Origin of the sequence: Planktotalea sp., assembly GCF_965659345.1 — a bacterium.
Classification (GTDB): domain Bacteria; phylum Pseudomonadota; class Alphaproteobacteria; order Rhodobacterales; family Rhodobacteraceae; genus Planktotalea.
Genome location: NZ_CBFHVK010000003.1, coordinates 35202 through 61484, shown reverse-complemented (window position 1 = coordinate 61484; position 26283 = coordinate 35202). Strand labels below are relative to the sequence as shown.

Annotated in this window: 23 protein-coding genes, 1 tRNA gene and 1 riboswitch; of the genes, 7 read left to right on the top strand and 17 right to left on the bottom strand. The window is 53.5% G+C overall.

The features are described from left to right. Positions 1 to 81: 81 nt before the first annotated feature. Genes mraY through mraZ form a run of 7 tightly spaced genes read right to left on the bottom strand, consistent with a single transcriptional unit; the run spans position 82 to position 7795 of the window. On the bottom strand, positions 82 to 1164 hold the full coding sequence (mraY, locus tag ACTG3Z_RS02880) for a phospho-N-acetylmuramoyl-pentapeptide-transferase (RefSeq protein ID WP_439141133.1): 1083 nt from the start codon (positions 1162 to 1164) through the stop codon (positions 82 to 84). Next, positions 1165 to 2610 (bottom strand): UDP-N-acetylmuramoyl-tripeptide--D-alanyl-D-alanine ligase, encoded by a 1446-nt coding sequence (locus ACTG3Z_RS02875; RefSeq protein ID WP_439141132.1) that lies wholly within the window; start codon positions 2608 to 2610, stop codon positions 1165 to 1167. It lies immediately after the preceding gene. Next, positions 2607 to 4088, bottom strand: a complete 1482-nt coding sequence (locus ACTG3Z_RS02870; RefSeq protein ID WP_439141131.1) for a UDP-N-acetylmuramoyl-L-alanyl-D-glutamate--2,6-diaminopimelate ligase — start codon at positions 4086 to 4088, stop codon at positions 2607 to 2609. Before ACTG3Z_RS02870 ends, ACTG3Z_RS02875 begins: the two co-directional genes overlap by 4 nt. A 42-nt stretch (positions 4089 to 4130) precedes the next feature. Continuing rightward, a complete protein-coding gene (locus tag ACTG3Z_RS02865; protein WP_439141130.1) occupies positions 4131 to 5915 on the bottom strand; it encodes a peptidoglycan D,D-transpeptidase FtsI family protein in 1785 nt (594 codons plus the stop codon). Beyond that, complete coding sequence (ftsL, locus tag ACTG3Z_RS02860; protein ID WP_375265868.1) at positions 5912 to 6292, bottom strand: cell division protein FtsL; 381 nt, start codon at positions 6290 to 6292, stop codon at positions 5912 to 5914. Before ftsL ends, ACTG3Z_RS02865 begins: the two co-directional genes overlap by 4 nt. Next, positions 6293 to 7276 (bottom strand): 16S rRNA (cytosine(1402)-N(4))-methyltransferase RsmH, encoded by a 984-nt coding sequence (gene rsmH, locus ACTG3Z_RS02855; protein WP_439141129.1) that lies wholly within the window; start codon positions 7274 to 7276, stop codon positions 6293 to 6295. Positions 7277 to 7279: 3 nt separating this feature from the next. Next, positions 7280 to 7795 (bottom strand): division/cell wall cluster transcriptional repressor MraZ, encoded by a 516-nt coding sequence (mraZ, locus tag ACTG3Z_RS02850; protein ID WP_375265870.1) that lies wholly within the window; start codon positions 7793 to 7795, stop codon positions 7280 to 7282. 772 nt (positions 7796 to 8567) lie between these two features. Between mraZ and ACTG3Z_RS02845 the strand changes: the two genes are divergently transcribed. Next, on the top strand, positions 8568 to 9320 hold the full coding sequence (locus tag ACTG3Z_RS02845; protein WP_439141128.1) for an SDR family NAD(P)-dependent oxidoreductase: 753 nt from the start codon (positions 8568 to 8570) through the stop codon (positions 9318 to 9320). A 13-nt stretch (positions 9321 to 9333) separates the two neighbouring features. Here ACTG3Z_RS02845 and ACTG3Z_RS02840 read toward each other — a convergent pair whose 3' ends face one another. Continuing rightward, on the bottom strand, positions 9334 to 10410 hold the full coding sequence (locus ACTG3Z_RS02840) for a P-loop NTPase (RefSeq protein WP_439141127.1): 1077 nt from the start codon (positions 10408 to 10410) through the stop codon (positions 9334 to 9336). A 254-nt stretch (positions 10411 to 10664) separates the two neighbouring features. Here ACTG3Z_RS02840 and ACTG3Z_RS02835 point away from each other — a divergent pair, with 254 nt between their 5' ends. Beyond that, entirely contained in the window at positions 10665 to 10880 is a 216-nt protein-coding gene (locus ACTG3Z_RS02835; protein ID WP_375265873.1) for a DUF1127 domain-containing protein, read from the top strand. 216 nt (positions 10881 to 11096) lie between these two features. Here the strand turns inward: ACTG3Z_RS02835 and ACTG3Z_RS02830 are convergent, their stop codons facing one another. From ACTG3Z_RS02830 to ACTG3Z_RS02800, 7 genes are all read right to left on the bottom strand, one after another. After that, the gene (locus ACTG3Z_RS02830; protein ID WP_439141126.1) at positions 11097 to 11876 is read right to left on the bottom strand and encodes a carbon-nitrogen hydrolase family protein; all 780 of its coding nucleotides are present in this window, start codon (positions 11874 to 11876) and stop codon (positions 11097 to 11099) included. A gap of 4 nt (positions 11877 to 11880) precedes the next feature. Further along, on the bottom strand, positions 11881 to 13038 hold the full coding sequence (locus tag ACTG3Z_RS02825) for a M24 family metallopeptidase (RefSeq protein ID WP_439141125.1): 1158 nt from the start codon (positions 13036 to 13038) through the stop codon (positions 11881 to 11883). Positions 13039 to 13116: 78 nt separating this feature from the next. Further along, entirely contained in the window at positions 13117 to 13398 is a 282-nt protein-coding gene (locus tag ACTG3Z_RS02820) for a hypothetical protein (RefSeq protein WP_439141124.1), read from the bottom strand. A 114-nt stretch (positions 13399 to 13512) separates the two neighbouring features. Continuing rightward, positions 13513 to 13717, bottom strand: a riboswitch (cobalamin riboswitch). Continuing rightward, complete coding sequence (locus ACTG3Z_RS02815; RefSeq protein ID WP_439141123.1) at positions 13717 to 14736, bottom strand: Hint domain-containing protein; 1020 nt, start codon at positions 14734 to 14736, stop codon at positions 13717 to 13719. (Overlaps the previous riboswitch by 1 nt.) 2 nt (positions 14737 to 14738) lie before the next feature. After that, positions 14739 to 14969, bottom strand: a complete 231-nt coding sequence (locus ACTG3Z_RS02810; protein ID WP_439141122.1) for a hypothetical protein — start codon at positions 14967 to 14969, stop codon at positions 14739 to 14741. Positions 14970 to 15167: 198 nt separating this feature from the next. After that, a complete protein-coding gene (locus ACTG3Z_RS02805) occupies positions 15168 to 15584 on the bottom strand; it encodes an ACT domain-containing protein (protein ID WP_439141121.1) in 417 nt (138 codons plus the stop codon). Positions 15585 to 15595: 11 nt separating this feature from the next. Then, a complete protein-coding gene (locus ACTG3Z_RS02800; RefSeq protein WP_439141120.1) occupies positions 15596 to 18055 on the bottom strand; it encodes an ATP-dependent helicase in 2460 nt (819 codons plus the stop codon). Between the two features lie 104 nt (positions 18056 to 18159). On the opposite strand from ACTG3Z_RS02800, the gene ACTG3Z_RS02795 reads away from it, so the two are divergent. The 4 genes from ACTG3Z_RS02795 (at position 18160) to ACTG3Z_RS02780 (ending at position 23583) form a co-directional block, all read left to right on the top strand. Continuing rightward, positions 18160 to 19311 carry an alpha-hydroxy acid oxidase gene (locus ACTG3Z_RS02795; RefSeq protein WP_439141119.1) on the top strand — a complete coding sequence of 384 codons (1152 nt, stop codon included), beginning with the start codon at positions 18160 to 18162 and terminating at the stop codon, positions 19309 to 19311. 131 nt (positions 19312 to 19442) lie between these two features. Next, positions 19443 to 22886, top strand: coding sequence for a pyruvate carboxylase (locus ACTG3Z_RS02790; protein ID WP_439141118.1), 3444 nt, complete (start codon positions 19443 to 19445; stop codon positions 22884 to 22886). A gap of 140 nt (positions 22887 to 23026) precedes the next feature. Then, positions 23027 to 23413, top strand: a complete 387-nt coding sequence (locus tag ACTG3Z_RS02785) for an MAPEG family protein (RefSeq protein WP_439141117.1) — start codon at positions 23027 to 23029, stop codon at positions 23411 to 23413. Between the two features lie 95 nt (positions 23414 to 23508). Beyond that, positions 23509 to 23583, top strand: a tRNA-Gly gene (locus ACTG3Z_RS02780). Between the two features lie 152 nt (positions 23584 to 23735). On the opposite strand, the gene ACTG3Z_RS02775 is transcribed toward ACTG3Z_RS02780, so the two are convergent. Both ACTG3Z_RS02775 and ACTG3Z_RS02770 read right to left on the bottom strand, forming a co-directional pair. Further along, a complete protein-coding gene (locus ACTG3Z_RS02775) occupies positions 23736 to 24662 on the bottom strand; it encodes an MYG1 family protein (protein ID WP_439141116.1) in 927 nt (308 codons plus the stop codon). Between the two features lie 173 nt (positions 24663 to 24835). Next, positions 24836 to 25147 carry an ETC complex I subunit gene (locus tag ACTG3Z_RS02770; protein WP_439141115.1) on the bottom strand — a complete coding sequence of 104 codons (312 nt, stop codon included), beginning with the start codon at positions 25145 to 25147 and terminating at the stop codon, positions 24836 to 24838. Positions 25148 to 25373: 226 nt separating this feature from the next. Here ACTG3Z_RS02770 and ACTG3Z_RS02765 point away from each other — a divergent pair, with 226 nt between their 5' ends. After that, positions 25374 to 26252, top strand: a complete 879-nt coding sequence (locus tag ACTG3Z_RS02765; RefSeq protein WP_439141114.1) for a transferrin-binding protein-like solute binding protein — start codon at positions 25374 to 25376, stop codon at positions 26250 to 26252. Positions 26253 to 26283 lie beyond the last annotated feature (31 nt).

The following is a 26283-nucleotide window of genomic DNA, read 5'->3' as shown; positions in this document are numbered from 1 at the left end:
TTTGCACGATCCAAACGATGGCATCTTCCAACGCTTTGGAAAGCCCTAGGTCAGGGCCAGCGCGTACTCCTATGCCAGCGCTTAGCGCACCTTCAAGGTCGCTAGACCAATGATCGCAAGAATGAGTGAGATGATCCAAAACCGAATGACGATTTGCGGTTCAGCCCACCCCTTCTTTTCGTAGTGGTGATGGATCGGTGCCATCAAAAATACACGCTTACCTGTGCGTTTGAAATAGAGCACCTGAATGATGACCGACAATGCTTCGACCACAAACAAACCGCCCACAATGGCGAGCACCAATTCGTGCTTGGTTGAAACTGCAATCGCCCCCAATGCACCGCCAAGCGCGAGCGATCCCGTGTCGCCCATAAAGACGGCAGCGGGTGGTGCATTGTACCAAAGAAAGCCAAGCCCCCCGCCAAATATACCAGCCGTAAAGATCAAAATTTCACCAGTTCCGGGCACATAATGCACATCGAGATATTCAGTGAAATCGACGCGACCCACCGCATAGGCGATAACGCCAAGCGTTCCTGATGCAATCATCACCGGCATGATAGCTAGCCCATCAAGGCCATCTGTCAGGTTCACGGAATTTGCAGCACCCACGATCACGATCACAGCGAAAGGGACAAACAGGTAGCCAAGATTGATCAGCGTATCTTTGAAAATCGGCAACGCGAGTTGGTTTTGTAACTCTGGTGGGTGATATTGTGCCGCCCAAAAGCCAGCGATCGCGGCAATGGTGAAGCCCAAAAGCAAACGGACCTTGCCAGACACACCCGCAGTGTTTTGCTTGGACACTTTCGCGTAATCATCGGCAAACCCGATTGCACCGTAAGACATTGTAACAAAAAGAACAATCCAGATAAACGGGTTATCAAGTCGCGCCCACAACAGCGTAGATGTCAGCAAAGCCCCGACGATCAAAAGACCGCCCATTGTCGGCGTTCCTGCTTTGACGAAATGTCCCTCGGGACCATCATCGCGGATGGGTTGGCCTTTGCCCTGCCGACGGCGCAGCACATTGATCAAAGGTTTGCCAAAGACAAATCCGAAGATGAGCGCCGTCAAAAACGCCCCGCCTGCACGAAAGGTGATGTAGCGAAAGAGGTTGAAAAAATCGCCCCCATCAGAGAGAGCGGTTAACCAATACAGCATTTAAACATCGTCCTTTTCGGAGGTCTTTGGGGTCGTATGACCCAATTTAGCAACAGCGTCCACCACGCGCGAAAGACCCATCGAAAGGGAGCCTTTTGCGAGCACAACGTCACCTGCATCAAGGTCATGACCGACAAAACCAGCCATTTCTGTGCTGTGCTCGGTCCAGTGACCTTTTTTCGCATCAGGCAGCGCATCATAGCAGTGGCGCATCAAGGGGCCAACGCAATGCACAATGTCAATTTGCGCAATGCTCTCCAGCTCTGCCACCGCTTTGTGCATTGCAATCTCATTTGGGCCAAGCTCTTTCATATCGCCAAGGTAGGCAATGCGCCGTCCTTTGGAGACCCGACCAATATCATGGGTCACTTCAGCCGCGGCCAACACATCCAATGCCGCGCTAAGCGAGGTCGGATTGGCATTATACGCGTCATCAATCAATTCCAGCGTCATGCGACTGTCCGCAGGATCAAGCGCAATCACCTCGCGCGCGCCACGCCCCGTAAAAGGTGTCCAAGTCGCGATGGATTGTGCGGCCAGCGCAAGATCAGCACCAAGCGCTTGCGCACAGGCCAGCGCCCCCAGTCCATTCATTGCGAAATGTTGACCTGCGCTTTGGACTTTGAACAACAAAGGCGCGCCCATAGCATTGGCCTCAACAATAGTTGTGTTGCCCTTTAGCACACTGTTTTCGAGAGCATACTCCTTGGCCTTCTGACCAAACCAAACAGCACTCATGCCAAGACTTTCAGCGACGTTTTCAAGAATTGCAGCCGTTGCAACATCCGCGTTAAGAACTGCAAGCCCGTTTGGCTCTAGCCCTTCCATGATAGATGCCTTTTCAGCGGCTATCCCTTCGATATTGTCGAAAGCTTCCAAATGGGCGGCGGCAACAGTGGTCACCAAACTCACATGCGGACGCGCCATTTTGGCGAGCGGTGCGATTTCACCCGGATGGTTCATCCCAATTTCGATCACGGCGTATTCCGTATCTATTGGCATGCGTGCAAGGGTCAGCGGCACACCCCAATGATTGTTGTAACTCGCAACCGATGCATGAGTGCGCCCTTGCGCGCCAAGCACATCGCGCAGCATCTCCTTGGTTGAGGTTTTGCCAACAGAGCCCGTAATTGCAACAACACGTGCCTCGGTGCGCGCACGTCCTGCGCGGCCGAGATCTTCCAGCGCGCTCAACACATCATCTACAATGAGCAAAGGCGCATCTTGCGCAACGTCGTCTGGGATATGGCTCACAAGCGCCGCCCCTGCCCCTTTGGCTAGTGCTTGCGCGACGAACTCATGCCCATCGCGTGCAGCTTTCAACGCGACGAACAGATCGCCTGTCTCAATCGTGCGTGTATCAATAGAAATTCCGGTAACGTCCCAGTTCCCAACGGCTTGACCACCTGTTGCAGCGGCCGCGTCTTTCGCGCTCCAAAGGCTCATGCGCGATCTCCTTCCAATGCAGCGACTGCAACGCTTGCTTGTTCACAATCATCAAAAGGGAAGATCGTGTCTCCAACGACTTGCCCTGTTTCGTGACCTTTGCCTGCAATCAGCAAAACATCGCCCGGCGCGAGCGCATCGACTGCACGAAGGATCGCTTCGGCGCGATCTGCAACTTCTATCGCTTCTGGCGCGCCCTCCATCACTGCCGCGCGTATCAATGCCGGATCTTCAGAGCGCGGATTGTCATCTGTTACAAACACCAGATCAGCATTTTCAGCGGCCGCTTTCCCCATAAGCGGCCTTTTTGAAGTATCGCGATCCCCACCAGCACCAACAATCGCCAACAGCCGGCCCATCACATGAGGGCGCATCGCTTTGAGTGCGGTTTCGACCGCGTCCGGCGTATGTGCATAATCCACATAGACCGATGCGCTATTGGCGCGCGTTGCTGCAAGCTGCATACGCCCATGAACCGTCTCAAGATCACTCAGGGTGTCAAAGACGCGAGCAGGGTCTTCACCACACGCAATCACAAGACCAGCTGCGAGCAAGACATTTTCCGCCTGAAAACCACCGATTAGGTTCAGACGGGCCTGAAACGGTCTATCGTGCCATTTAAACAAAACGTCCTGCCCAGTGCCGTCAAAGCGTTGACCGAGCAGACACAGGTCAGCTTCAGGATCGCGACCAACACCTATCAATTCGTGGCCATGGGACTGCGCGATCATCGCAACCTCTGCGCCCTTGGGATCATCAAGGTTTACGACGGCAACACCGTCATCTTGCAAAACACGCTTAAACAGCCCCATTTTAGCGTCAAAATACGCCTCAAACGTGCCGTGGTAGTCCAAATGATCTTGGGTAAAATTTGTGAAACCCGCAGCCGCGAGGTCAACCCCATCCAAGCGTCGTTGATCAAGGCCATGTGAAGACGCTTCCATCGCCGCATGAGAAATACCTTCGTGCGCCAGTGTCGCAAGTGTGCGGTGCAGCGTGATCGGTTCAGGCGTCGTGTGTGCCAGTGGCAGATGCAAGCTCCCTTCTACACCCGTTGTGCCAAGGTTCACGGCTTCCAAATCAAGCAGGTTCCAAATCTGGCGCACAAAGGTGCTCACGGAGGTTTTGCCATTCGTTCCTGTGACAGCCGTCATGACGGGGGGGTACGCGCCAAAATAAAGCGCTGCCGCAAATGCCAGTGCGCCGCGTGGATCATCCGTGATAATCACGGCTGAATCCGAACCTGCCAATTCTTCCACAGCAATTTCGGCGCCGACCGCATCTGTCAGAATCGCGCTTGCGCCCATGCGCAGCGCATATTGAATGAACTCACCACCATGCACTTTTGATCCGGGCAGTGCCGCGAACAAAAAGCCACGTTTCACGTCGCGACTATCAACCGCAATGCCGGTAATGTCTGGGTTGCGCCCATCCGCTGCGGTTAATCCGAGCTGCTGCAAAGTCTTTGTTGCTGCCATGGCCAGCCCCTACATCTTGCGGTTCGCGCGTACGCGCACCCCTTAATTCGATGTGAGCGTTATACCAGCCAATTCACCCGGTTCAATCTCTGGTCTTAGTCCCAGAAGCGGCGCGACACGTCCAATTATCTCTGCGGCGACTGGAACAGCCGTCCAACCAGCAGTTCTGCGCGGTTTTTTGCCGGAGGTTTCAGTCGGCTCATCGAGCGTGACCACCAAAACATATTTTGGGTTATGGGCTGGAAAGAGTGACGCAAAAGTAGCGATGACCTTGTCGTCATAATACCCACCGCGTGGTTTTGGCTTATCGGCCGTGCCGGTTTTGCCGCCGACTGCGTAACCCTGCACTTCGCCAAAACTCGCCGTTCCGTCGGTGACAACCTTACGCAGCATCTGTCGCGCGTAGCGTGCTGTGTCCTCTCGCATCACCCGCGTGCCTTCTGGCGCGCCGGTACGCTTGATAATCGTTGGTTTAATATACGTGCCGCCGTTGGCCAACGCCGCGTACCCTGCCGCAAGATGCAGTGGCGAATTAGAAATTCCGTGGCCGTAAGAAATGGTAACGGCGCTCAGATCTGTCCAACGTTCAGGATAAAGCGGCTTGCCGCCTTTCGCTTCAACGATCTCAAGCGGTGTATAATCCATGAAACCCATTGCTTTCATAAACTCTTTTTGGCGCTTCACACCAATTTGCAGCGCCATGCGCCCCGTACCACGGTTCGAGCTTTTGACGATAATGTCTTCGACACTCAGCACACCGTAGTTCTTTTTCTGAAACTCACCGATGTTGAACCCGCCAACGCGCAAAGCCTTGCCCGTGTCTATCATCGTTTGGTTGTTCACAAGATTCAGGTCCATCGCCTGAGCAGCGGTGAATATTTTGTAGGCAGAGCCAAGTTCATACACGCCCTGAACCGCGCGGTTGAACAAAGGGCTATCTGAGGCATCGCCTTCGGTCAGCGGGCTTGGACGCGCGTTTGGATCAAAGTCTGGCAAACTGACGATGGAAATGATTTCGCCTGTGTGCACATCCATCAAAACAGATGCTGCGCCCTTCGCGTTCATCAGCTTCATGCCACCGTAAAGCACCCGCTCCGCTGCGGCCTGCACTGTTAAATCGAGTGACAACGCCAAAGGGGCCCCTTGGCGCGCCGGATCGCGCAAGACGTCATCATAATACTTCTCGACGCCGGCAACACCGATAACTTCGGCAGCATGCACCCCCTCGCGACCAAAACTCGCGCCGCCCATGACATGCGCTGCAAGCTTGCCGTTGGGATATAGACGCATCTCTCGTGGGCCAAACAAAAGACCAGGATCCCCAATGTTGTGAACCGCTTGTTTCTGTTCTGGGCTGAGTTTCTTCTTGATCCACAAGAACTTACGCTTGCCTGTAAAGTCTTTCAGCAGCTTGTCTTGTTTCAGATCTGGAAAGATTGCCGCGAGCTCGGCTGCGACGCGCTCTTTGTCGATCATCTGCAAAGGCTGCGCATAGAGCGAATGTGTCTCAAAGTTCGTCGCCAAAACACGGCCATGGCGGTCGGTTATATCTGCGCGTTGCGCAAGGATTGCGCTGCCCGTGCTCGCGGCGCGTGGCTCTGCGGGTTCTGTCGCGGCCAAGACGCCCATACGCGCGCCAATGACGCCAAAGGCACAAAAGAAAATAACGGACAAAATCAGCAAACGGCCTTCGGCACGCCCGCGCGACGCATCGCGCATTTGTTCATGGCGGATGCGCAGGTTTTCACGTTCAATCGCGTCAGGGTTTTCACCGCTGGCGCGCGCTTCAAGAATTCGAGCTAAGGGGCGTAGAGGTGTGCGGATCATGGGAACGTACCATCTCCGCGCGTGACAGCTTCGCCACCATTCATGCCGGACACATCCACTGGATTGTTAATGATCAATTCAGGTTCTATCGGCTGTGGGAATGCCACTTGATCGACTTTGCCAAACTGATCAGGACGCAGCGGCAAAAGGCCCAAACGCTCAAAATTCACATCCGTCAGGTCTCGCAAACGATCGGGGCGGTTAAGATACGCCCACTCTGCGCGAAGGACAGTCAAACGCGCGCGCGCTTGACCAATTTCGCGATTGATTTGTTCAGTTTTGGCAATTTCTGCCTGTGTTTGATAATTTTCACGGTAGGCCCAAAAGGCCAGCCCGATCACGGCAAGGGCAGTCACAATATATAACAATGAACGCATTTAACGGTCCCTTCGTAGCATAGGCATGCCAAGCGCTTTCGGCGCGATATCACCCGCAGGTGCATCCGTGCGGCGCGCAAGGCGCAGTTTGGCTGAACGTGCGCGCACGTTTTGTTCCAGTTCTTGTTCTGTCGCTGTGATGGCTTTGCGGCCAAGTAATTCAAACGCGGGCTTTTCAACTTCAATCTGCGGCGCAAAGCGATTTGGATTACCAGTGGTGCCTGCACGCGATTGCAAAAAGCGTTTCGCCATGCGGTCTTCGACAGAATGAAAGGTCACAATCGCGAGCAGTCCACCTGGTGCCAATGCACGCTCGGCGGCCATAAGGCCTTGATACAGCTCACCATATTCGTTGTTCACCGCAATGCGCAAAGCTTGAAAACTGCGCGTCGCAGGATGGCTTTGACCCGGCTTTTTGCGTGGCAGGCATTTCTCGATCAAACCGGCAAGTTGTAGCGTTGTGGTGATTGGCGTTTCAGCGCGCATTTCTAGGATCGCGCGCGCGATGCGGCGCGATGCGCGCTCTTGGCCGTAGTTATAAAGGATCTCAGCAATTTCTTCCGCGTCATATTCATTGACGATATCCGCAGCGCTTTGCCCGTATTGGCCCATACGCATATCAAGCGGACCATCGCGCATGAAAGAAAATCCACGCTCAGCGATATCGAGCTGCATGGAAGAGACCCCAAGATCAAGAACAACGCCATCAAGGTCTTGCGCAAACTCTGCCATATCGGAAAAGACACCGCGCTGTTGTATCAAACGAGCACCGTATTGATCCGCCCAAGTTGCCGCCATTTCAAACGCGAGAGGATCACGATCAACTGCAATGATACTTTCGGCCCCTGCATCAAGCAAAGCGCGCGTGTAGCCGCCAGCGCCGAACGTTCCATCAAGCCAACGGCCACTGATTGGATCAGCGGCTTTCAGAATAGGGTCTAAAAGGACCGGTATGTGAGGAGCAGTGGTGGCAGCCTGCGTCATAAATCACTCCGCAGGACTGGATGTTGGAGCGCCGTCAAGAAACTCGAGCGGGTCGAAATCATCGGGCAGCTCTTCCAGCCACTCTTCTGTTTTCGCCAGCTCTTCCGCTTCGTAGGTTTCCGTCTTCCAAATCTGGAAGGTGTCGCCCGCCGCGATAAAGAATGCTTCTTTGTCGAGTTCGATCTTTGAACGCAGTTTTGCTGGCAAAACCAAGCGACCTGTTTCATCAATCGTTGTCGGGAATGATTGGCCATGAAAGAGACGCTGAAGCATTTTACGCGCTTGGGATCCACGTGGGAGGGCGTCGATCTTGGCATCCACCTCCTCGATCGCTTCCATGGTGTAACACTCAAGGTAATTGCGACGGTGATCGCCATACACAATGACCAGTTCCGGGGCCAAGCCTTCGGTCCAATTGGGGTCTGCCGCTTCGATTACACGACGAAAAGAGGCTGGGATTGAAACCCGCCCCTTCGTATCCACCTTATGGTGGCTTTCGCCTCTGAACCTGCGTGACACGCCTGATTGTCCCTTTTCGTATTCCAGAAAAACTGGCCCTAAAATATTAAAGGCGGATCAAGCTGCTGCCACTGCTTGATCCGCCGACGTCCCGTTGCCGGGAGTGTCCGATCGCGCGCGCCACCTGGGGGGGATGTCTGCTCGCTCGCGCGCCGGATCTGGTTGAGAGGGTTAAGGCGGGTGCCCGTATGAAACCTGACTTAGTGGTTTTTATTGACTTGGGATCGTTTGGCGTCCCGTTGTTGTGTTACCCGCTTTCCTCTTCTGCCATTAGGGATGACATGGGAATTCATGGCAATCAATAGGAAATGTAGGGCAGAGATTTATAGATGTTGCTTTTGAAGGAGCTGGAACACAACATTTAGCAAGAACACTTCAAGAACACGATCCAGTGATAGCGAAAAAGTGATGGTGGGCCACTATATGTTGATCGGAAACAATCACTGAATTTTTTCCCACATTTTCCCAATTTCCTGCACAACAGAGCCATTAGTCACGAATTATGGACCGCTTTTCCCGCTCTTGAGCTACGAATCACATCTGAATCGCGGTGTAAATCGGGATCACAGAGAGGATTCACGCCTGAGTCTTTGACGTGACACCCGCTTTAAACCTCGCTTTGACAGGTTTGGCCCATGAAATCCCACGCCGCCCATGAATTCCCAAAGGCGCATCACTTTCCACGTGCCCTGCCCCGAGTGCAGCGTTGAGTTCCCCAGAATTACCTGCAACGGTGCCGCAAAGACCATTTCAGCCCAAAGCAGGACGCCCCATGCCAGAGTTTGCAATCTATCCCAGCCTGAACGCCAAAACCGTCATCGTCTCAGGCGGCGCACAAGGGATTGGCGCAGAAATGGTAAAAGCGTTCGCGGCACAAGGCGCGCGGGTCGGGTTTTTGGATTTGAACGAAGACGCCAGCGCGGCGTTGGCCGAGAGTTTGGAGAACGTCACCTATGAGATCTGCGATTTACGCGATGCGAACGCGCTGAAAGCGTCCCTTGGCAAGCTGACGGATCGATTGGGGGCAGCGCATGTTCTGGTAAACAATGCCGCGCGCGACGATCGACATGATTGGCAGGACGTCACGCCCGAATATTGGGACGAACGTCAAAGCACGAATTTGCGCCATATGTTCTTTGCCATTCAAGCGATCGCGCCCGGTATGATCGAAGCAGGTGGTGGCTCTATCATCAACATGGGATCAAATTCTTGGTGGGAAGCAGGGGGTGGATTTCCCGCCTATGCCACTGCAAAGGCCGCTGTGCACGGTTTGACCCGTACAATGGCGCGCGATTTGGGCGATCACCGCATTCGTGTAAACACCGTTGTCCCCGGCTGGATCATGACAGAGCGGCAAAAAGAGCTTTGGGCGACACCAGAAGCCCTTGAAGCGCACCGTGCGCGCCAGTGCTTGCCCGATCTTATAGATCCGGTCTACGTCGCGCGCATGGTTTTGTTTTTAGCATCTGATGATGCTGCGATGTGCACAGCTTGCAACTATATGGTTGAAGCAGGTTCTATCTGAAGCGGGGTGGCGATCACGCCATCCCCCCTTCAATCAAGCCTTTAGCGAGCTTTGCATAAGCTTGCGCCATATCTCCGTCACCCGCAGCAATAGGTGTTCCACCATCTCCCGCTAAACGCGTGTCGAGGTCAATCGGCAAAGCACCGAGAAGCGGCACGTTCAAGCGTTCCGCCTCAGCAGCAACGCCGCCTTGCCCAAAGATCGCATGCTCTGATCCGCAATCAGGGCATTTGAACATCGACATGTTTTCGATCAATCCCAGTACTGGGGTTTTGAGCGTCCCGAACATATCAAGCGCTTTGCGGGCATCTAATAGGGCAACGTCCTGCGGTGTGCTTACAACAATTGCACCCGTTACCTGACTTTTCTGGCACAGCGTCAGTTGCACATCACCTGTGCCGGGTGGCAGATCGACGATAAGCACATCAAGCTCACCCCACTCCACCTGGCCCAACATCTGCTGAAGCGCACCCATCAACATAGGCCCACGCCAAACGATTGCTTTGTCGGGGTCCATCATCAGGCCAATGGACATCATAGTGACGCCATGCGCCTTGAGCGGAATGATGGTTTTGCCATCTGGGCTGGCGGGACGTTTGTTCACACCCATCATGCGTGGCTGGGACGGTCCGTAGATGTCCGCGTCGAGCAAACCCACACGACGGCCTTGTTTGGCGAGCGCAACCGCAAGGTTTGAAGACACGGTGGATTTCCCCACACCCCCTTTGCCAGAGCCAATCGCAAGGATACGGTCCACACCAGAGACAGGTGCTGGTCCGCCTTCCTGGGGTTTGGGATGACCACCAATCTTCAAACTAGGCGGCGCAGGTTTGGCAGGTGCAGGCCCATGAGCGGTCAAAGCTGCAGCAACACTTCGCTTACCCACGACGGCAGCAACCGCAGCCTCCGCCGCTTGGCGCAAAGGTTCCATCTGTTGCGCAATCGCAGGGCTTGGCGCTTCGATCACAAAACGGACCGAATTATCATCTACAGACAAAGCCCGGATCATATCGCGGCTGATCAGATCACCCCCATCAGGCAAAGCCAAACGTGCAAGGGCATCTTTAATATCGGTTTCAATCTGGCTCATTGCTCTCTCCCATAGGCGTTTTGATATACCTCGCAGCTTTGCAGGCAGGTGCAAGGGGAGCGCGCATTTTTTTAAAGCGCTAAAAAATTAAGCACATGTTTCCTGATACTTAACCTTACGTCGCCCATGCAATTGCTGCATAGCAGCATTGCGGAGATGGCCATTGTGCACGCGCAGCATTAGCTCCATATTCATCACAACAGCAAGGCAGACAGTCTCGCTAAGTAGTGAAACGTTAACAAAGGATGATCGACATGGCGTTCCTTACAGATACATTCTCCGCTCAAGGCACATTGGGTGACAAGCTCGTCGTTCTCTGGGCAAACTTCAAAGAAGCACGCACCAAGCGCGCAGTTTACCGTCAGACATTCAACGAGCTGGCAGGACTTTCAAACCGCGAATTGGCAGACTTGGGCATTGCACGCTCTTCCATCCGCCGCCTCGCATATGAATCTGCCTACCTGAACTAAGAGTTTTAAGAATTCAATTTGGCCAACTCCTCCCAAATCGGTCAAATTGAAAATGGCAGCGGCTATCTCCTCCCAGAAGGCCCTGCCATAGAATACCGATCCAGAATGGATCAGGCTTAGCGTGATGCGCATCTCCTCCCGAGTGCATTCCGCTTAAAAAGAACGGCGATGTGTCCTCCCACACATCGTCGTTTTTCTTTTTTGGGGCGGTTCTTTTCAAGACAAATGAAGCCGCAGGCGGTCCTTTAAATACGGCAAGCGCGCTTGCGCCTTTGCGACCAGCGCATGATCGAGATCTGCGAACAGTATCTCAGGCCCTGCCGCTGCCCTTGCCAATTCGCGCCCATCTGGTGTTGCGATAACGCTTTTGCCCAAGAACGACATATCGCCTTGCTGACCAGCGCCATTCGCGTAAGCCAGAAAAACGCCGTTTTCATAAGCACGTGTGGGGATCATCGTCTCGGCTACCCAATTCCAATCAGCGCCAAGCGCTGTAGGCACCAAAACCAGCTCTGCGCCGAGTGCAGCCACATGCCTGAACGTTTCAGGAAACTCCGCGTCATAGCAAATCAAAGTCGCAATTTTGAAACCACGAAATTCAAACAACGACACGCCATCGCCCGGTGCCAGAAAGTTGCGCTCAAACCCTGGCGGAATTGCCAATTTGCGTTGATGACCAAGTAAAACACCGTCTGGCCCAATGCACATCGCGCTATTGTAAAGCGTCTCACCACTGCGTTCAGCGTAGCCACAATGGATTGCAAGCCCATGCGCTTGAGCAAGTTTTTGAAGCTGCTTGGCAGTTACACCATCACAGGGCTCGGCGCGTTCTTGCAGTTGATCGCCAATAAAATAACCGCAAGCAAACAGCTCTGGCAACACAAGCAAATCCGCACCCTGTGCTGAGACCTCGGGTAAATGCGCTTCAAGCCACGCCATACGCGCAGCCCAATCAGCTAGATCAGACGGCGCTTGTGCTATTGCTATGGTAAGCATCGGTCTAATTGGGTGTGACGAGCAGCTGGCGCGGATAATTGGTCAGATATTCAGCCCCATTTTCTGTCACCACAATACTGTCGCCGATTCGCCCAGCCGTCACACCATCCACCGAAATGCCGCCATCCACAGCAAATGTCATTCCGGCTTGCAAAATCGTCGTATCACCCGCTTTCAGTTCAGGCGCTTCGAGATAGGCAACACCGATTGATCGGCCCGTACGATAGCCTGTTGCGTAGCCGCGCTCGGCGTAAATCACATCGGCGGCCGCTGCGACGCTTTCTGCCGTGACACCTGGTTTGATTGCAGCAATCGCCGCCTGTTGCGCGTCAATCGCGGCTTGCTGAACGCGTGCGGCTTCGTCAGTGACGTCGGCCACGTGAAACATACGGTCAAAACCAAGTTTGTATTGCTTAAACTGCGCCATATTGCAGAAACAGAAATAGACGGGATCTGCTTTTTCGTAGGCTTTCACAGATGCGCGGCGATGCACCATAGACGTATCACGCCCGCTTTGCAGAATTTGTAAGTTATGGATCATCGGGGATACAAACCGCTCCCAGCCTTGATCCGTAAGAAACCCAGCCGCTTTGCGGGTGCCGGCATCAATCACAGCCAGCGCGCTTTCATATTCCTGCGCGCCAACCCGAAGCGAGCCATGCGCCGCCGCCATCATCGCGCCTGCGATTTCGCCTGCTTGCTTCATAACCTCGATCTCAAGTGGTGATTTGATCATCCTTTGCGAACCAAGAATCGGTCCGATATCGCAAAGCTCAACGCCGCGATACTTTTCATCAATGTAGTGGCGCACAATTGCGGGCACATCCATTTGTTCGATCCAGATTTGGTCAGGTGCATCGGGCAAACACGCCGACAAAGCCCTGCCCCAAGAATTTTGACCTGCATCTTCCCAGCGGTGGATATCTTCAACCCAAGTCATTTCAGCGACCATTTCGCTCTCCATGAGCGGCGTAATCACACTTGGTTCAGCATTAGCGCGCACAACAAGCATGCTCGGGCGGCCAAACTCGATCCCGAGATAGCCCCAAAAGCCCGCAAGATAAGCAATAGAACTTTCTGACGTGAAAACGGCATGGCTGATACCACGCGCTTGCATCTCGATTTGCAAACGCTCGGTGCGGTGTTTGGCTTCACTTAGCATGCAGTATCTCCCGTTTGATAAGGATATTTAGCAAGCTATCGGCAACAAGACTTCAAAAAAGCGACGAAATATGTCGCTTCAGTGAAGCACGCGCCGTTTGCCTGCAGCGCCGCCGCGTCGCTTCGGACTTGGCAGCGGTTGACTGGCATCGCGCAGATAACCCACAAACAGGTCTGCGGCCTCAGCCGTGTGGGAAAAATCGCCAAACAGGGGCAATGCAAGTTGCGCCTCTTTGCAAGCGTTTGACCCTTTTGGTAATGTCATAGCCCATTCAAGAAACCCAGCTTTTGCAGCCTCGACATGCGCGTGGGCGCTGCCATCGACATCTTGCAATGCTCTAAATATTTGTTGTGCCGTCATTTTTGCTCCTTATGCCCACACCCCGGGGCGACGTTTTGGTGCGAATGACTGAGCAGAGGAAACACATCAAAGCCAGCAAGAGCAGCGCGTGTTTCGCCTGCTCCGCCACCCGCGGTTTCGGTTATCTGCAAGGCTGGTTTCCGGGCTTAGGGCGAGTGGTTAAGTGAATAACCCTGATCAAACACCTTCCCAGAGCGCGTGCTCCAGTGGTCTGGTTCAATCTCTCACCCACACCGTTGCGGGGGCAGCACCGGATTTCCACCGGTTTCCCAATTCTCCACCCCTACGACAGGGCAGCACCTTGTAAGATCATGCTAATTAGATTGCAGAGCCCTGCGCAAGGCTAACTTGCGCCGCACTAAGGTTCAAAAGCGGCTTTTCATTGCGAATATGGCGCGCAATGAGCTGTTTTTGCTGAACGCGCGCTGGAATCATTTGAGCAGGCTTCATCACACGTTTCTTGCGGGCAAGATGCGGGAAGAGCGTCAGAACTTCACCACGCGCATCAGGATTAAGCGCGGCAATTGCTTCACGGCCAGTATAAAAGCTCTCGGCCGGTGCGCCTTCTGCAAGAACAACCTGATGATGATCAAAGACCAAATGATAATAGTCCAACGCGTTCTCGTTCGGATCAATATAGATGCCCGGCATTTCAAGCAGTCGAACCGCAGCGACCAGCACATCAGCCTCACCAAACATACGCGCTGCAATGGGCGAACTGACCTGTAAGCGATGCTGACGCGATACACGCAAATCCCGCTTGGGCAACCCTTCGCCAAGCGCACCAGCTGTAATATGAACAGGGCGCAGGTTTTCATATTGCTGCATTTGTTGCGCTGAAATCTCACTGAGCAGGTTCAATCGTAATGGCGCAAAACCACCACCTGCCAAGGCGATCAGCGTATCTGGTTCTAAAGTTTCAACCGCACGCGCACCTTGATCAGTTTCAATCAAAGTGCCTTCGGCAAAACAAACAACCGAAGAATAAGTCCAGCCCGTCGTATGGCTTTGATAGGTCCCGAGCGTGGCGCCAACCGTAAATGCAGATCCCGGTGCAGGAACGAAATACCAACCTGATGGTGCGGCACTTGTATTGAAGAAAAAGAACGTTTCCACGTGTGGATTGCCAAGCGTGTCGGTGAAACTCACATCAATCGCGTAAGGCGCAGAATTGGTACTGCCAGCCGCGCCCCCATTGATCGTTACGGTCTCTGACGCATCGCCGCCGCCTTGATAACTGCCGTCATTGTCATCCAAAACAGCAGTGTAGGAGGTATTGTAAATCGCGTTATATCCCGTACCGCTCCAGCGAAATGCTTCTACAGTATAGGTTGCCATTTCTAGTTCTGCCCGGCTTTGGCAGCACGCAATTTCGCTTTCCGCTCAAGATCAGCGGCGCGAAACAAAAGCCGCTTGCCCCCTTGCGAGAGTTGAAACGCAATCGCGCCTGTGCCGAGGTCTTGTTCAATGTCCAACACCGCCCGCGCGGGAGGAGCCTCACTGTGTTCGGTGCGTAAACGTTCTGAAAATGCCTTGTGACGCTGACTCAACACGCCTTCTTTATTATTCATAGTACCACCCATACGCGCTAAAAAACTGCGCAAACTAACAAAAATTTTGGGTGCAGTTGACCGCTCGATCCTCTGCCAAGTTACGCTCTTTTGGCGCTTATTCAAAGTAAGGTAGCATAAAACTCGTAAACCGCCAATTCAGTTAGTTACATTCTGCCCCGGCGGTGTTGCAAAAAAACTTAAGCCATTGTCAAAGGACTATTTTTTGACCGCTTCTTCGGCGTCTTGCGCGATTTGAGCTAGGATCTTAAGGGCATCATCTGCGCGATCTTCGGGAATAAACAAATGATCGTGGTAAAAACCCGCAACAGGGTTCACGCCCATTCCAGCGGCAGCAAGTTTGGTTGCAATCAGCGCAATGAAGCCAACCGCATCTAAAGCGGAATGCACGTTCAGCGTGATCATCCGCGCAGGGAATTCAAAGGCGTAACCCTGCGCAATCGCCTCCTCTTTGAGCAGGATAAGCGTTGTCCCCTCACCCTCTTGAAACACCATGCGCGGCGTAACCGTGGCAGGCACTTCGCGACTGGGCAAAGTCACAAAGACGAAGGTGCCCTCGAGCAATGTCGCAGACATGCTGCGCAGCAAAGTGTTGAGATCATGTTCACCACTCATGGGCGTTACCTTTAAAACGGAATGTCATCTGCTGCATCTGCGGCGGCAACGAAACGAGACACGACTTTCTTTGTGCCCGCTTTTTCGAAATCGATCTCAAGCTTGTCGCCCTCAATCCCGATAACCGCGCCATAGCCGAACTTCTGGTGAAACACCCTTTCACCCATGGAAAAACTCGACACCGCAGTCATGTCGATTGTGATGTTCTTTGCTTCAGTCGGTTGGCTCATCGGGCGTTGATCTTTGCGCGCTTGCAAGCGTTTCCACCCAGGAGAATTATACACATTCGCATCCTGAACGCGCTGCTCCAAATCTGATTGAGTACGTGTAGCACCGCTCATCCCCATGCCCGCAGCACCATAATTGCCACCGTAAAGACCGGGCGGTGTGAGCACATCCACATGATCCTCTGGCAATTCATCAATGAAGCGTGACGGCAGCGCGTTTTGCCATTGGCCAAACACCATGCGATTGGCTGCAAAGGAGATTGTGCAGATTTCTTCTGCGCGAGTGATGCCAACATAAGCGAGGCGGCGCTCTTCCTCTAACCCCTTCAGGCCACTTTCATCCATGGAGCGTTGCGAGGGGAACAGCCCATCTTCCCAACCGGGCAAGAAGACCGCAGGAAACTCAAGACCCTTGGCCCCGTGCAATGTCATAACGGAGACTTTGGCACCATGATCATCCTGCTCATTGTCCATGATCAAGCTGACGTGCTCAAGAAACCCTTGAAGGTTTTCAAATTGTTCCAGTGCTTTTACGAGTTCCTTAAGGTTTTCGAGCCGCCCTGGCCCTTCGGGTGTTTTGTCGTTCTGCCAATGAGCTGTGTAGCCCGACTCATCCAGAATAACCTGCGCGAGTTCGACATGGCCCATCTCTGGCGGACCATACTCGGGTTGGGTAAATGTTGGGCCATCATCAAGCACCGCGTCATCGTCAACCACATTCGCCATAAGTGGCCCACGGGTTAATGCGGACCAGCGCGCTATTCCATCGACAAGCTTGCCAAGTTCCGCGCCGCCTTTGCCACCGATCCCTTTGGTTTCGACGACAATGCGCGCGCCCTCAAGCAAACTCACACCATTTTCGCGCGCAGCCATTTGGATCTTTTGTTGTGCTTTGTCACCAAGGCCCCGTTTTGGCGTGTTGACGATCCGTTCGAATGCAAGATCATCATCAGGCGATGTGACAACCCTGAAATAGGCCATAGCATCCCGAATTTCCATGCGTTCGTAAAAGCGCGGACCACCAATCACGCGATAAGGAAGACCGATGGTGAGAAAGCGATCTTCAAACGCGCGCATTTGATGCGATGCACGCACAAGAATGGCCATATTGTCCAACGACATTGGTGACAAACCACGCGTGCCGCTCTGCATGGCTTCGACCTCTTCACCGATCCAGCGCGCCTCTTCTTCGCCGTCCCAATGACCGATCAGGCGGACTTTTTCGCCCTCCTGTTCTGCAGTCCAAAGGTCTTTGCCAAGGCGTCCTTCATTCCCCGCGATCACATTGGACGCGGCGGCCAGAATATGGGGAGTAGAGCGGTAATTCTGCTCAAGTCGCACGACCTTCGCGCCCGGAAAATCCTTTTCAAACCTTAGGATATTGCCGACTTCTGCACCGCGCCAACCATAGATTGATTGATCATCATCGCCAACACAGCAGATGTTTTTATGCCCCCCTGCGAGCAAACGCAGCCAGAGATATTGCGCGACGTTCGTATCCTGATACTCGTCCACCAGAATGTAGCGGAACCAGCGCTGATATTGGTTGAGCACATCGTCGTGTGTCTGGAAAATCGTGACCACATGCAGCAACAGATCACCGAAATCGACCGCGTTGAGTTCCAAAAGCCGATTTTGGTACATCTCGTAAAACTCGGTGCCGCGGTTATTGTAAGCCCCAGCATCCGCGCTTGGTACTTTGTCCGGCGTCAAAGCACGGTTCTTCCAGCCATCAATCAGGCCCGCCAACATCCGCGCAGGCCAACGTTTGTCATCGATATTCTCGGCGCGCAAAAGCTGTTTCAGCAGACGGATTTGATCATCCGTATCAAGAATCGTGAAATTGCTTTTAAGGCCGACCAGTTCCGCATGGCGGCGCAGAAGCTTCACACAGATAGAGTGAAATGTGCCAAGCCACGGCATTCCTTCGATAGATTGGCCAAGCATCCCACCGACACGGTTTTTCATCTCGCGCGCGGCTTTGTTGGTAAAGGTCACCGCCAAAATTTCATTAGGCCGTGCTTTGGCCGAATTCATCAGGTGAACAATGCGCGTTGTCAGCGCTTTGGTCTTACCCGTCCCCGCCCCCGCCAACATAAGGACTGGGCCATCCAAAGTTTCCACCGCTTCACGCTGCGCGGGATTAAGGCCATCCAGATAAGGCATCGGACGCGCAGACATCGCGCGTTGAGAGAGGGGCACGGAGGCGCCGTCAAAGGCGTCCATTTCATCAAAATTGCTCATGGGCAGGACTCTAGCGCGCAAATGCCAATAGGAAAAGAGAGGTTCTTGATCTGTTCTGCATTCTTTTGCTAGACAAATGCCGCGACGCAGCAAAGACTGCAGTCATGGATTTACACTCAACCTACCCCGCAATCTCTGATTTGCGCACGGCTGCAAAGCGGCGTATCCCGCATTTTGTTTGGGAATATCTCGATAGCGCGACAGGCAACGAGGCCACGAAAGCACGCAATCGGGCCAAGCTGGATGAGGTGTTGATGATGCCCTCGATCCTGCATGGCGAGATGGTGCCAGACTTGAGCGTCAACTTGTTGGGTCAGACCTTACCCCTACCCTTTGGCGTCGCGCCTGTTGGGATGTCTGGGTTAATCTGGCCCGATGCGGAACGTCTGCTTGCGTCTAATGCGGCAAAACTTGGCATCCCGTACACGTTATCGACCGTGGCCACCCGCACACCTGAAGATGTTGCGCCCCATCTTGGGGCTCAGGGTTGGTTTCAAATGTATCCGCCGCGCGACGATGGGATTCGTAGTGATATGCTGGCGCGCGCGAAATCAGCGGGATTTCACACATTGGTGCTGACCGTTGATGTGCCTGTCGCCTCCCGCCGTGAGCGCCAACTCAGGGGTGGCTTGCAGCAGCCGCCAAAACTCACACCACGTTTGCTGGCTCAGGTGGCCATGTGCCCGAGTTGGGCAATCGGAACAGCGACGCTGGGCATGCCGCGTATGCGATTGATGGACAGCTATGCGGATCACGTGAAAGGTCAGACCGAGGGTCTCAGCAGCACCGCCCATGTCGGATATTTACTGCGCACATCACCAGATTGGGACTATCTGACTGACCTTCGTGCTGAATGGGATGGTCCTTTGATCGTCAAAGGCGTGCTAAACGTCGCTGATGTGGCCCGCCTTGAAAGCGCAGGGGTGGATGCAATCTGGCTGTCCAATCATGCGGGGCGTCAGTTTGATGCGGCCCCTGCTCCAATTGAAATACTGCAACACGTTCGGGCCGCGACGAAGCTTCCTTTGATCTTTGACAGCGGCATCGAAGGCGGGCTGGATATTTTGCGTGCCCTCGCTCTGGGCGCAGATTTTGTGATGCTTGGACGCGCATGGCACTATGCGCTTGGCGCACTTGGCGAAAAAGGGCCTGCGCATCTGGCCGATATGCTGAAATCAGATCTAGCGGCCAATATGGGCCAAATCGGTGCGCAACGCTTGAGCGATGTGCCCAAGACGATTCTAACTCCGGGTTAAGTCGACCCGTTGACAACTGATGTTAGCGTTAACATAAGCACTTGTTACCGCTAAACACCCAGAACTACGAATATCGCGCATAGGTTTTAGTGTGTAAAAACCGCGCAACAGACCAACTCGGGAAGGCTAACATGACTGAATTCAACAAAATCCTCATCGCTAATCGCGGAGAAATTGCGATCCGTATTATGCGCGCAGCCAACGAGCTCGGAAAGAAAACCGTCGCCGTTTATGCCGAAGAGGATAAACTGGGTCTGCACCGTTTCAAAGCAGATGAAGCTTACCGTATTGGCGAAGGTCTCGGGCCTGTCGCAGCTTATCTCTCGATCGACGAAATTATTCGCGTCGCAAAAGCATCTGGCGCGGATGCCATCCACCCGGGCTATGGTTTGCTGTCGGAGAACCCCGATTTTGTTGACGCCTGTGATGCCAACGGGATCACATTCATTGGCCCCAAGGCAGCAACGATGCGCGCTCTTGGTGACAAAGCCTCCGCGCGGCGCGTGGCAATTGAAGCAGGTGTTCCAGTTGTGCCTGCAACAGAAGTGCTTGGCGACGACATGGCTGCAATCAAGAAAGAAGCGGGCGACGTTGGGTACCCGCTGATGCTTAAAGCGTCATGGGGCGGTGGCGGTCGCGGCATGCGTCCGATCCATTCTGAAGACGAGGTCGAAGAGAAGGTTCTTGAAGGGCGCCGTGAAGCTGAGGCCGCTTTTGGCAATGGCGAGGGCTATCTTGAAAAGATGATTATCCGCGCCCGTCACGTCGAGGTTCAAATTCTCGGGGACAGTCATGGCGGCATGTATCACCTGTTTGAGCGTGATTGCTCTGTTCAACGCCGCAATCAGAAAGTCGTAGAGCGCGCCCCTGCCCCATATTTGAGCGAAGAACAACGTGTCGAAATTTGTGATCTTGGTCGCAAAATTTGTGCGCATGTGAATTATGAGTGCGCTGGTACTGTCGAATTCCTGATGGATATGGACAGCGGCAAGTTCTACTTCATCGAAGTGAATCCGCGTGTACAGGTGGAACACACAGTCACAGAAGAGGTGACTGGCATTGATATTGTCCAAGCCCAGATCAAAATCGCCGAGGGCAAAACGATTGCTGAAGCGACGGGCAAAGCAAGCCAAGAAGAGGTGCGTTTGAATGGACACGCGCTGCAAACGCGGATCACCACCGAAGACCCGCTGAACAACTTCATCCCCGATTATGGCCGCATCACAGCCTTTCGCGAAGCGCAAGGCATGGGCATTCGTCTTGATGGCGGGACAGCTTACTCAGGCGGCGTGATCACGCGCTACTATGACAGCCTTTTGATGAAAGTGACCGCCCATGCACCAACACCTGAAGCAGCGATTGCACGTATGGATCGCGCGTTGCGCGAATTTCGCATTCGCGGCGTCAGTACAAACATCGCGTTTGTGGAGAACCTGCTGAAGCATGAAACGTTCTTAAGCAATGAATACACAACCACATTCATCGACAACACGCCGGACTTGTTTGATTTCAAAAAGCGCCGTGATCGTGCGACGAAGTTGTTGATTTATATTGCCGACATCACTGTAAACGGCCATCCGGAGACTGCTGGCCGCGCGTTGCCAGCCGCAGATTTGAAAACACCTAAGGCCCCAGTGGTCACAAATGACGCCGCACCCTACGGCACGCGCAATTTACTAGATGAAAAAGGTCCGCAAGCGGTTGCCGATTGGATGGCTGCCCAAAAGCAGTTGTTACTAACAGATACCACAATGCGGGACGGTCATCAGAGCTTGCTCGCCACGCGGATGCGTTCGATCGATATGATCCGTGTTGCTCCGACGTATGCCTCTGAAATGTCGAACCTTTTCTCTGTTGAATGCTGGGGCGGCGCAACGTTTGATGTGGCGTATCGCTTCTTGCAAGAATGCCCGTGGCAGCGCTTGCGCGACATTCGCCAAGCGATGCCGAATGTGATGACGCAAATGCTTTTGCGCTCGGCCAATGGGGTTGGGTACACGAATTATCCCGACAATGTCGTGCAGGAATTCGTACGCCAGGCCGCAGAAACCGGCGTAGATGTGTTTCGCGTGTTTGACAGCCTTAACTGGACAGAAAACATGCGTGTCGCGATGGACGCGGTGATTGAGGCGAACAAGGTCTGTGAAGGCACGATTTGCTACACTGGCGACGTTTTGAATGCTGATCGCGCGAAGTATGATCTCAAGTACTATGTGCAAATGGGTAAAGACCTGAAAGCTGCGGGCGCGCATGTGCTTGGCTTGAAGGATATGGCCGGATTGCTGAAACCCGCATCTGCGCGCGTTCTTGTGAAAGCGCTGAAGGAAGAAGTCGGACTGCCAATCCACTTCCACACACATGACACCGCAGGCATTGCTTGTGCGACGATCCTTGCAGCGTCCGAAGCTGGCGTTGATGCTGTGGACTGCGCAATGGATGCATTGTCGGGCAACACCAGCCAAGCGACCCTTGGCACGGTTGTTGAATCTTTGCGGCATACTGATCGTGACACAGGTCTAAATATGGATAGTGTGCGCCGCATTTCTGATTACTGGGAGCAAGTGCGCGCGCAATATGCTGCGTTTGAAACAGGTCAGCAGGCCCCCTCTTCCGAGGTTTACCTGCATGAAATGCCCGGCGGTCAATTTACCAACCTCAAAGCGCAAGCCCGCTCAATGGGGCTTGAAGAGCGTTGGCCCGAGGTTGCCAACACCTATGCCAATGTAAACCAGATGTTTGGTGATATCGTCAAAGTCACGCCAAGTTCGAAAGTTGTTGGCGACATGGCGTTAATGATGGTCAGCCAAGGTCTCAGCCGTGAAGAGGTTGAAGATCCCGAGACCGATGTATCCTTCCCTGACAGCGTAGTTGATATGATGCGCGGCAATCTGGGCCAACCTCCGGGCGGCTTTCCCGCTGGGATCGTTGCAAAGGTTTTGAAAGGCGATGAGCCGAATGTAGAGCGTCCTGGTAAATCTTTACCGCCTGTCGATCTTGAGCAAGAGCGCGCCAAGCTGAGTGAATTGCTGGACGGCAAAGAGATCGATGATGAGGATCTCAATGGCTATCTGATGTATCCCAAAGTGTTCTTGGATTACATGGGGCGGCACCGGATGTATGGCCCTGTACGCACCTTGCCAACACGCACATTCTTTTACGGAATGGAATCGCGCGAAGAAATCTCGGCCGAGATTGACCCCGGGAAAACCCTTGAGATTCGCTTGCAAGCAGTCGGTGAAACCCTTGATGACGGAGATGTAAAAGTCTTCTTTGAGCTTAACGGTCAGCCGCGGGTTATTCGTGTGCCAAATCGCTCAGTCAAAGCTGCAACAGCTGCGCGCCCTAAGGCCGATAGCAGCAATGAAGATCACATCGGAGCGCCTATGCCAGGTGTCGTTGCATCTGTCGCGGCAAGTGTTGGACAAAAGGTAGCGCAAGGCGATCTGTTGCTGACAATCGAGGCGATGAAGATGGAAACAGGTATTCACGCGGAACGCAGCGCGGTTATCGAAGCGATTCATGTGAGCGCAGGTGCTCAGATTGACGCAAAGGATCTACTGATAGAGTTTGAGTGACTTTGTGGAGCATGCTTAAGCATGCGCTTGATGAGCGCTAACGCGCCTGATTGAGGCTCTGCCTCAAACTCCGAAGTTTATATAGAAAAATGAAGATCGCCCTGTCATATCTGATGGGGCGATTTTCGTTTGGGGGCATTATGCTTGAGATCACATCACTTTACGCCAGCTTTCTTGCTTTGCTCTTTTTAGCTTTGAGTGCACGTGTCATCGTGTATCGGCGTGGCAATAAGATTTCTATGGGCGACAATGGAGACAACAGTTTGCTCAAGCGCATGCGCGCGCAAGGGAATTTTGCCGAATATGCGCCTTTCGGATTGCTCCTTTTGGCGCTGGTTGAACTCTCCGACGCACCAAATATCGCGGTGCATCTTCTGGGGTTGATGTTGTTGAGCGGTCGCCTGTTACATGCTTGGGGGTTTTCAGCCTCACCACCTGTCATGAATGGGCGTGTTCTGGGCATGGTTTTAACGCTTACAATGATCTTGTTAAGCGCACTTGGGCTTTTGCTACACAGTGTGTTCTAGGGCAATTTTCATCTTTCTAGAAAAAAGTTCGGATAGAGTGATTTTTCCTCTTGCGGGCATCCGGCCACACGCCTAAATACGCCCTACCAAACGGTGCGGGCGTAGCTCAGGGGTAGAGCATAACCTTGCCAAGGTTAGGGTCGGGCGTTCGAATCGCCTCGCCCGCTCCAATTTGGATCAGCCTACCCAGCTGATACGGCAAGGCCTCCTTCGGGAGGCCCTTCGTCGTTTTAAGGGTATGAAATGTAGGTAAGATTTTGACCTAAGCTTGCAGCACACGATCAACAAGCGCCTATCTATTCGGCGCGCAATGTCTTGCGGCTTAGCGCGCCACCGCTTCTTGAACCGCGATCTCGGCCATTTTGCGAATTGCTTCATAGTTAGAAGCGACCGCGATGAAGCGGCCATTGTGACAGAACTTTGCGCCCGCCACACCGCTCGCTTTCTCAAGCGCATCATCGGTTAAACCTGCCCAAGCAACTGGCAAGTCTGCACGATTGTCAAAAGTATCATCGCCCAAACGGATCGTGGTCAGGGACCAATCAGTGCCCCTTGGATGGATCACAAACAACAGGTGATCTGCACCTGCCTTTTCAACACCCGAACGGAAAGGCATGCCCATAGGGAGCTCCAATACGTGGCCCTCACCCGCTGCCGTGATCGCGGCTAAAACCATATCTTCTGCGCGAAATTTGGCGGCTTTGCGCTTGATCTGCGCTTCCACAAAGGCGCGTGCTACGGGCAGTGCAGCTAAAAAAGCGCGATCATCCGCACCCTCTTCGCGATCATCGAACACAGTTTTCAGACTTTCCAGCAAGACAGGTAGCGTCATACTCGCAAATAGTGGACCAGCTTCAGATGTGTTGACTGTGCCGTTGTCGACCAAGTCAACAGGCAGCACAAAACCACGATCAAAAGACGCATGAATTGCGGCGATATCTTTCTCTGGCACATCCATTGCGCTGAGATAGACCTGTCCATACTGCGCCCAAATCAAGCCAAATGAGCTGTAGGGTTGGCCATCGTCGCGCAGCGGATTGGGGCGCTGGTGGTGATCAAATATCTGAGCTTCGGCATCGAAATCACCACCTACATCGTAAATGATGCGCTGCGCATCGGGTGTGATCCATGCTTTGTCACGCGTACGCTTCAGTTCTGCGTTTGGGAACAAACGTGTTAGAATGACCGAGGACAGCAGCTCATCCGCGTGAAAACCACCCGAATGGGTTACGAGGTGTGTGATGGTCATCGAGGTGGGCTCCTACGGCGTCGCGCATACCATTCACGGCTGTTGACAACCGCGCGCGTTGCGCTTTGAAATTTGAATTGAGAACATGCAAACGGTGAACGCTGACTGCAACATAGTTAAACTGAAACCGCGAAACGGGGATCACACCGGATACAGCCGCGTTTCAGGCTTGTTTAGTGCGTCCAAGCGCCACGACGGTTGGTTGCAAAATTTTCAGCATAACCGCCTGCGCGAATGTTCGCTTTGCGCTTGTTTGGTTCACGTACAACCGCATCAATGTTATTTGCTTCAGCGTAGGCAATTGCAGCCTCTTTGCTGTCAAAGCGCAGTTTAACCTGCGCCTGCGTATCATCCGACGAAGTCCAGCCCATAAGCGGGTCAACCGCGCGCGCATTTGCTGGAGCATGCTCAAGGATCCATCTGTGCGTCTTGGCCGTGCCAGAAGACATGGCCGTCTTTGAGGGTTGGTAGATACGTGCGCGCATGGCAATGTTCCAAAATGATCCGGTTACTAAGCGCTATTATCGCGGATACGGCAGTTTTTCGCAAGGGGACGATCCGCGTCTAAGGGAACAATTTAGCTGCATTTATGGGCCCTCACAAAAGCAAATGAAGACAATGCCGGTTTTGGAAACGCTGATGTGATAGCTCTTTAATTGAGATGAATGGTCTTTTCATGTAACGCCTCACGCAGCGATCAGGAGAGTTTGCTTGCTTCGGTGTTATTTCGTTCTTCCCCTTGCGGTGTGCGTGAGCGCGTGCGGCTCTACTCAGGAGACGGCGATTGCGCCCGAGCAACCCCAAGTTTCAATCCCGAATTACGACCCCTTGCTTGGCAGCGATACGAACAACTTGAGCTTTTTAAGCGGCAGTGTCGTGACAGCGCGCCAAAGTTCCGCACAGGTCCGCCGTGTTTCGGGCCGTGTTCGTCATGGTGGCGGAAAGCTGGTTGTCGATGATGGGCTCTTTAAATTCGCCGACGAAGACGGATTTGACAGCGACGGCGAAGCGGAAAACGAAGGTGTGGTGTTGAGACTGGTAAATCCAGGCGGGCGATACGAGTATGCTTCGCTCTATTCGATGGAGTATACAGTCGACGGTGAATCCTACTCTGCGGTCGGGGCCATAGGGGTGGCAACGCGGCTTGAAGATATGCCCACAAGTGGCACGGCCCGCTACACGGGCGATGCGGTCTATGCCTACACAAATCAATCGGGCACTGGATTTGGCGGGCTTGGCAGTTACGACGCGAGCGTGGACTTTGAGCGCGCTACTCTGGATAGTGTTGTGACGATCAGAACCGCGCAAAACCCGTTCACGCGAGAAAACGTTACAAATCCAGATTTTGACCGGATTGACATGCGTGGTCTGGAGATAAACGGCACTGCTTACTCCGGCACGAACATGCAATTGATTGCGAACAATCGTGTCGTTCAGCTCACCGGTGCGAATTCGACGGCGCAGGTCGAGGGCCAATTTTACGGTGCAACAGCTGACAGTCAGGATCGGATCATCCCAGATGAAGTTGCTGGCGAGGCACTGCTACAAGGCGATGACGGCAATGTTGTTTTGTCTTTCATAGGCGATTGAGACAGCGCGAGAATTGTCGCGGCCCTACCCT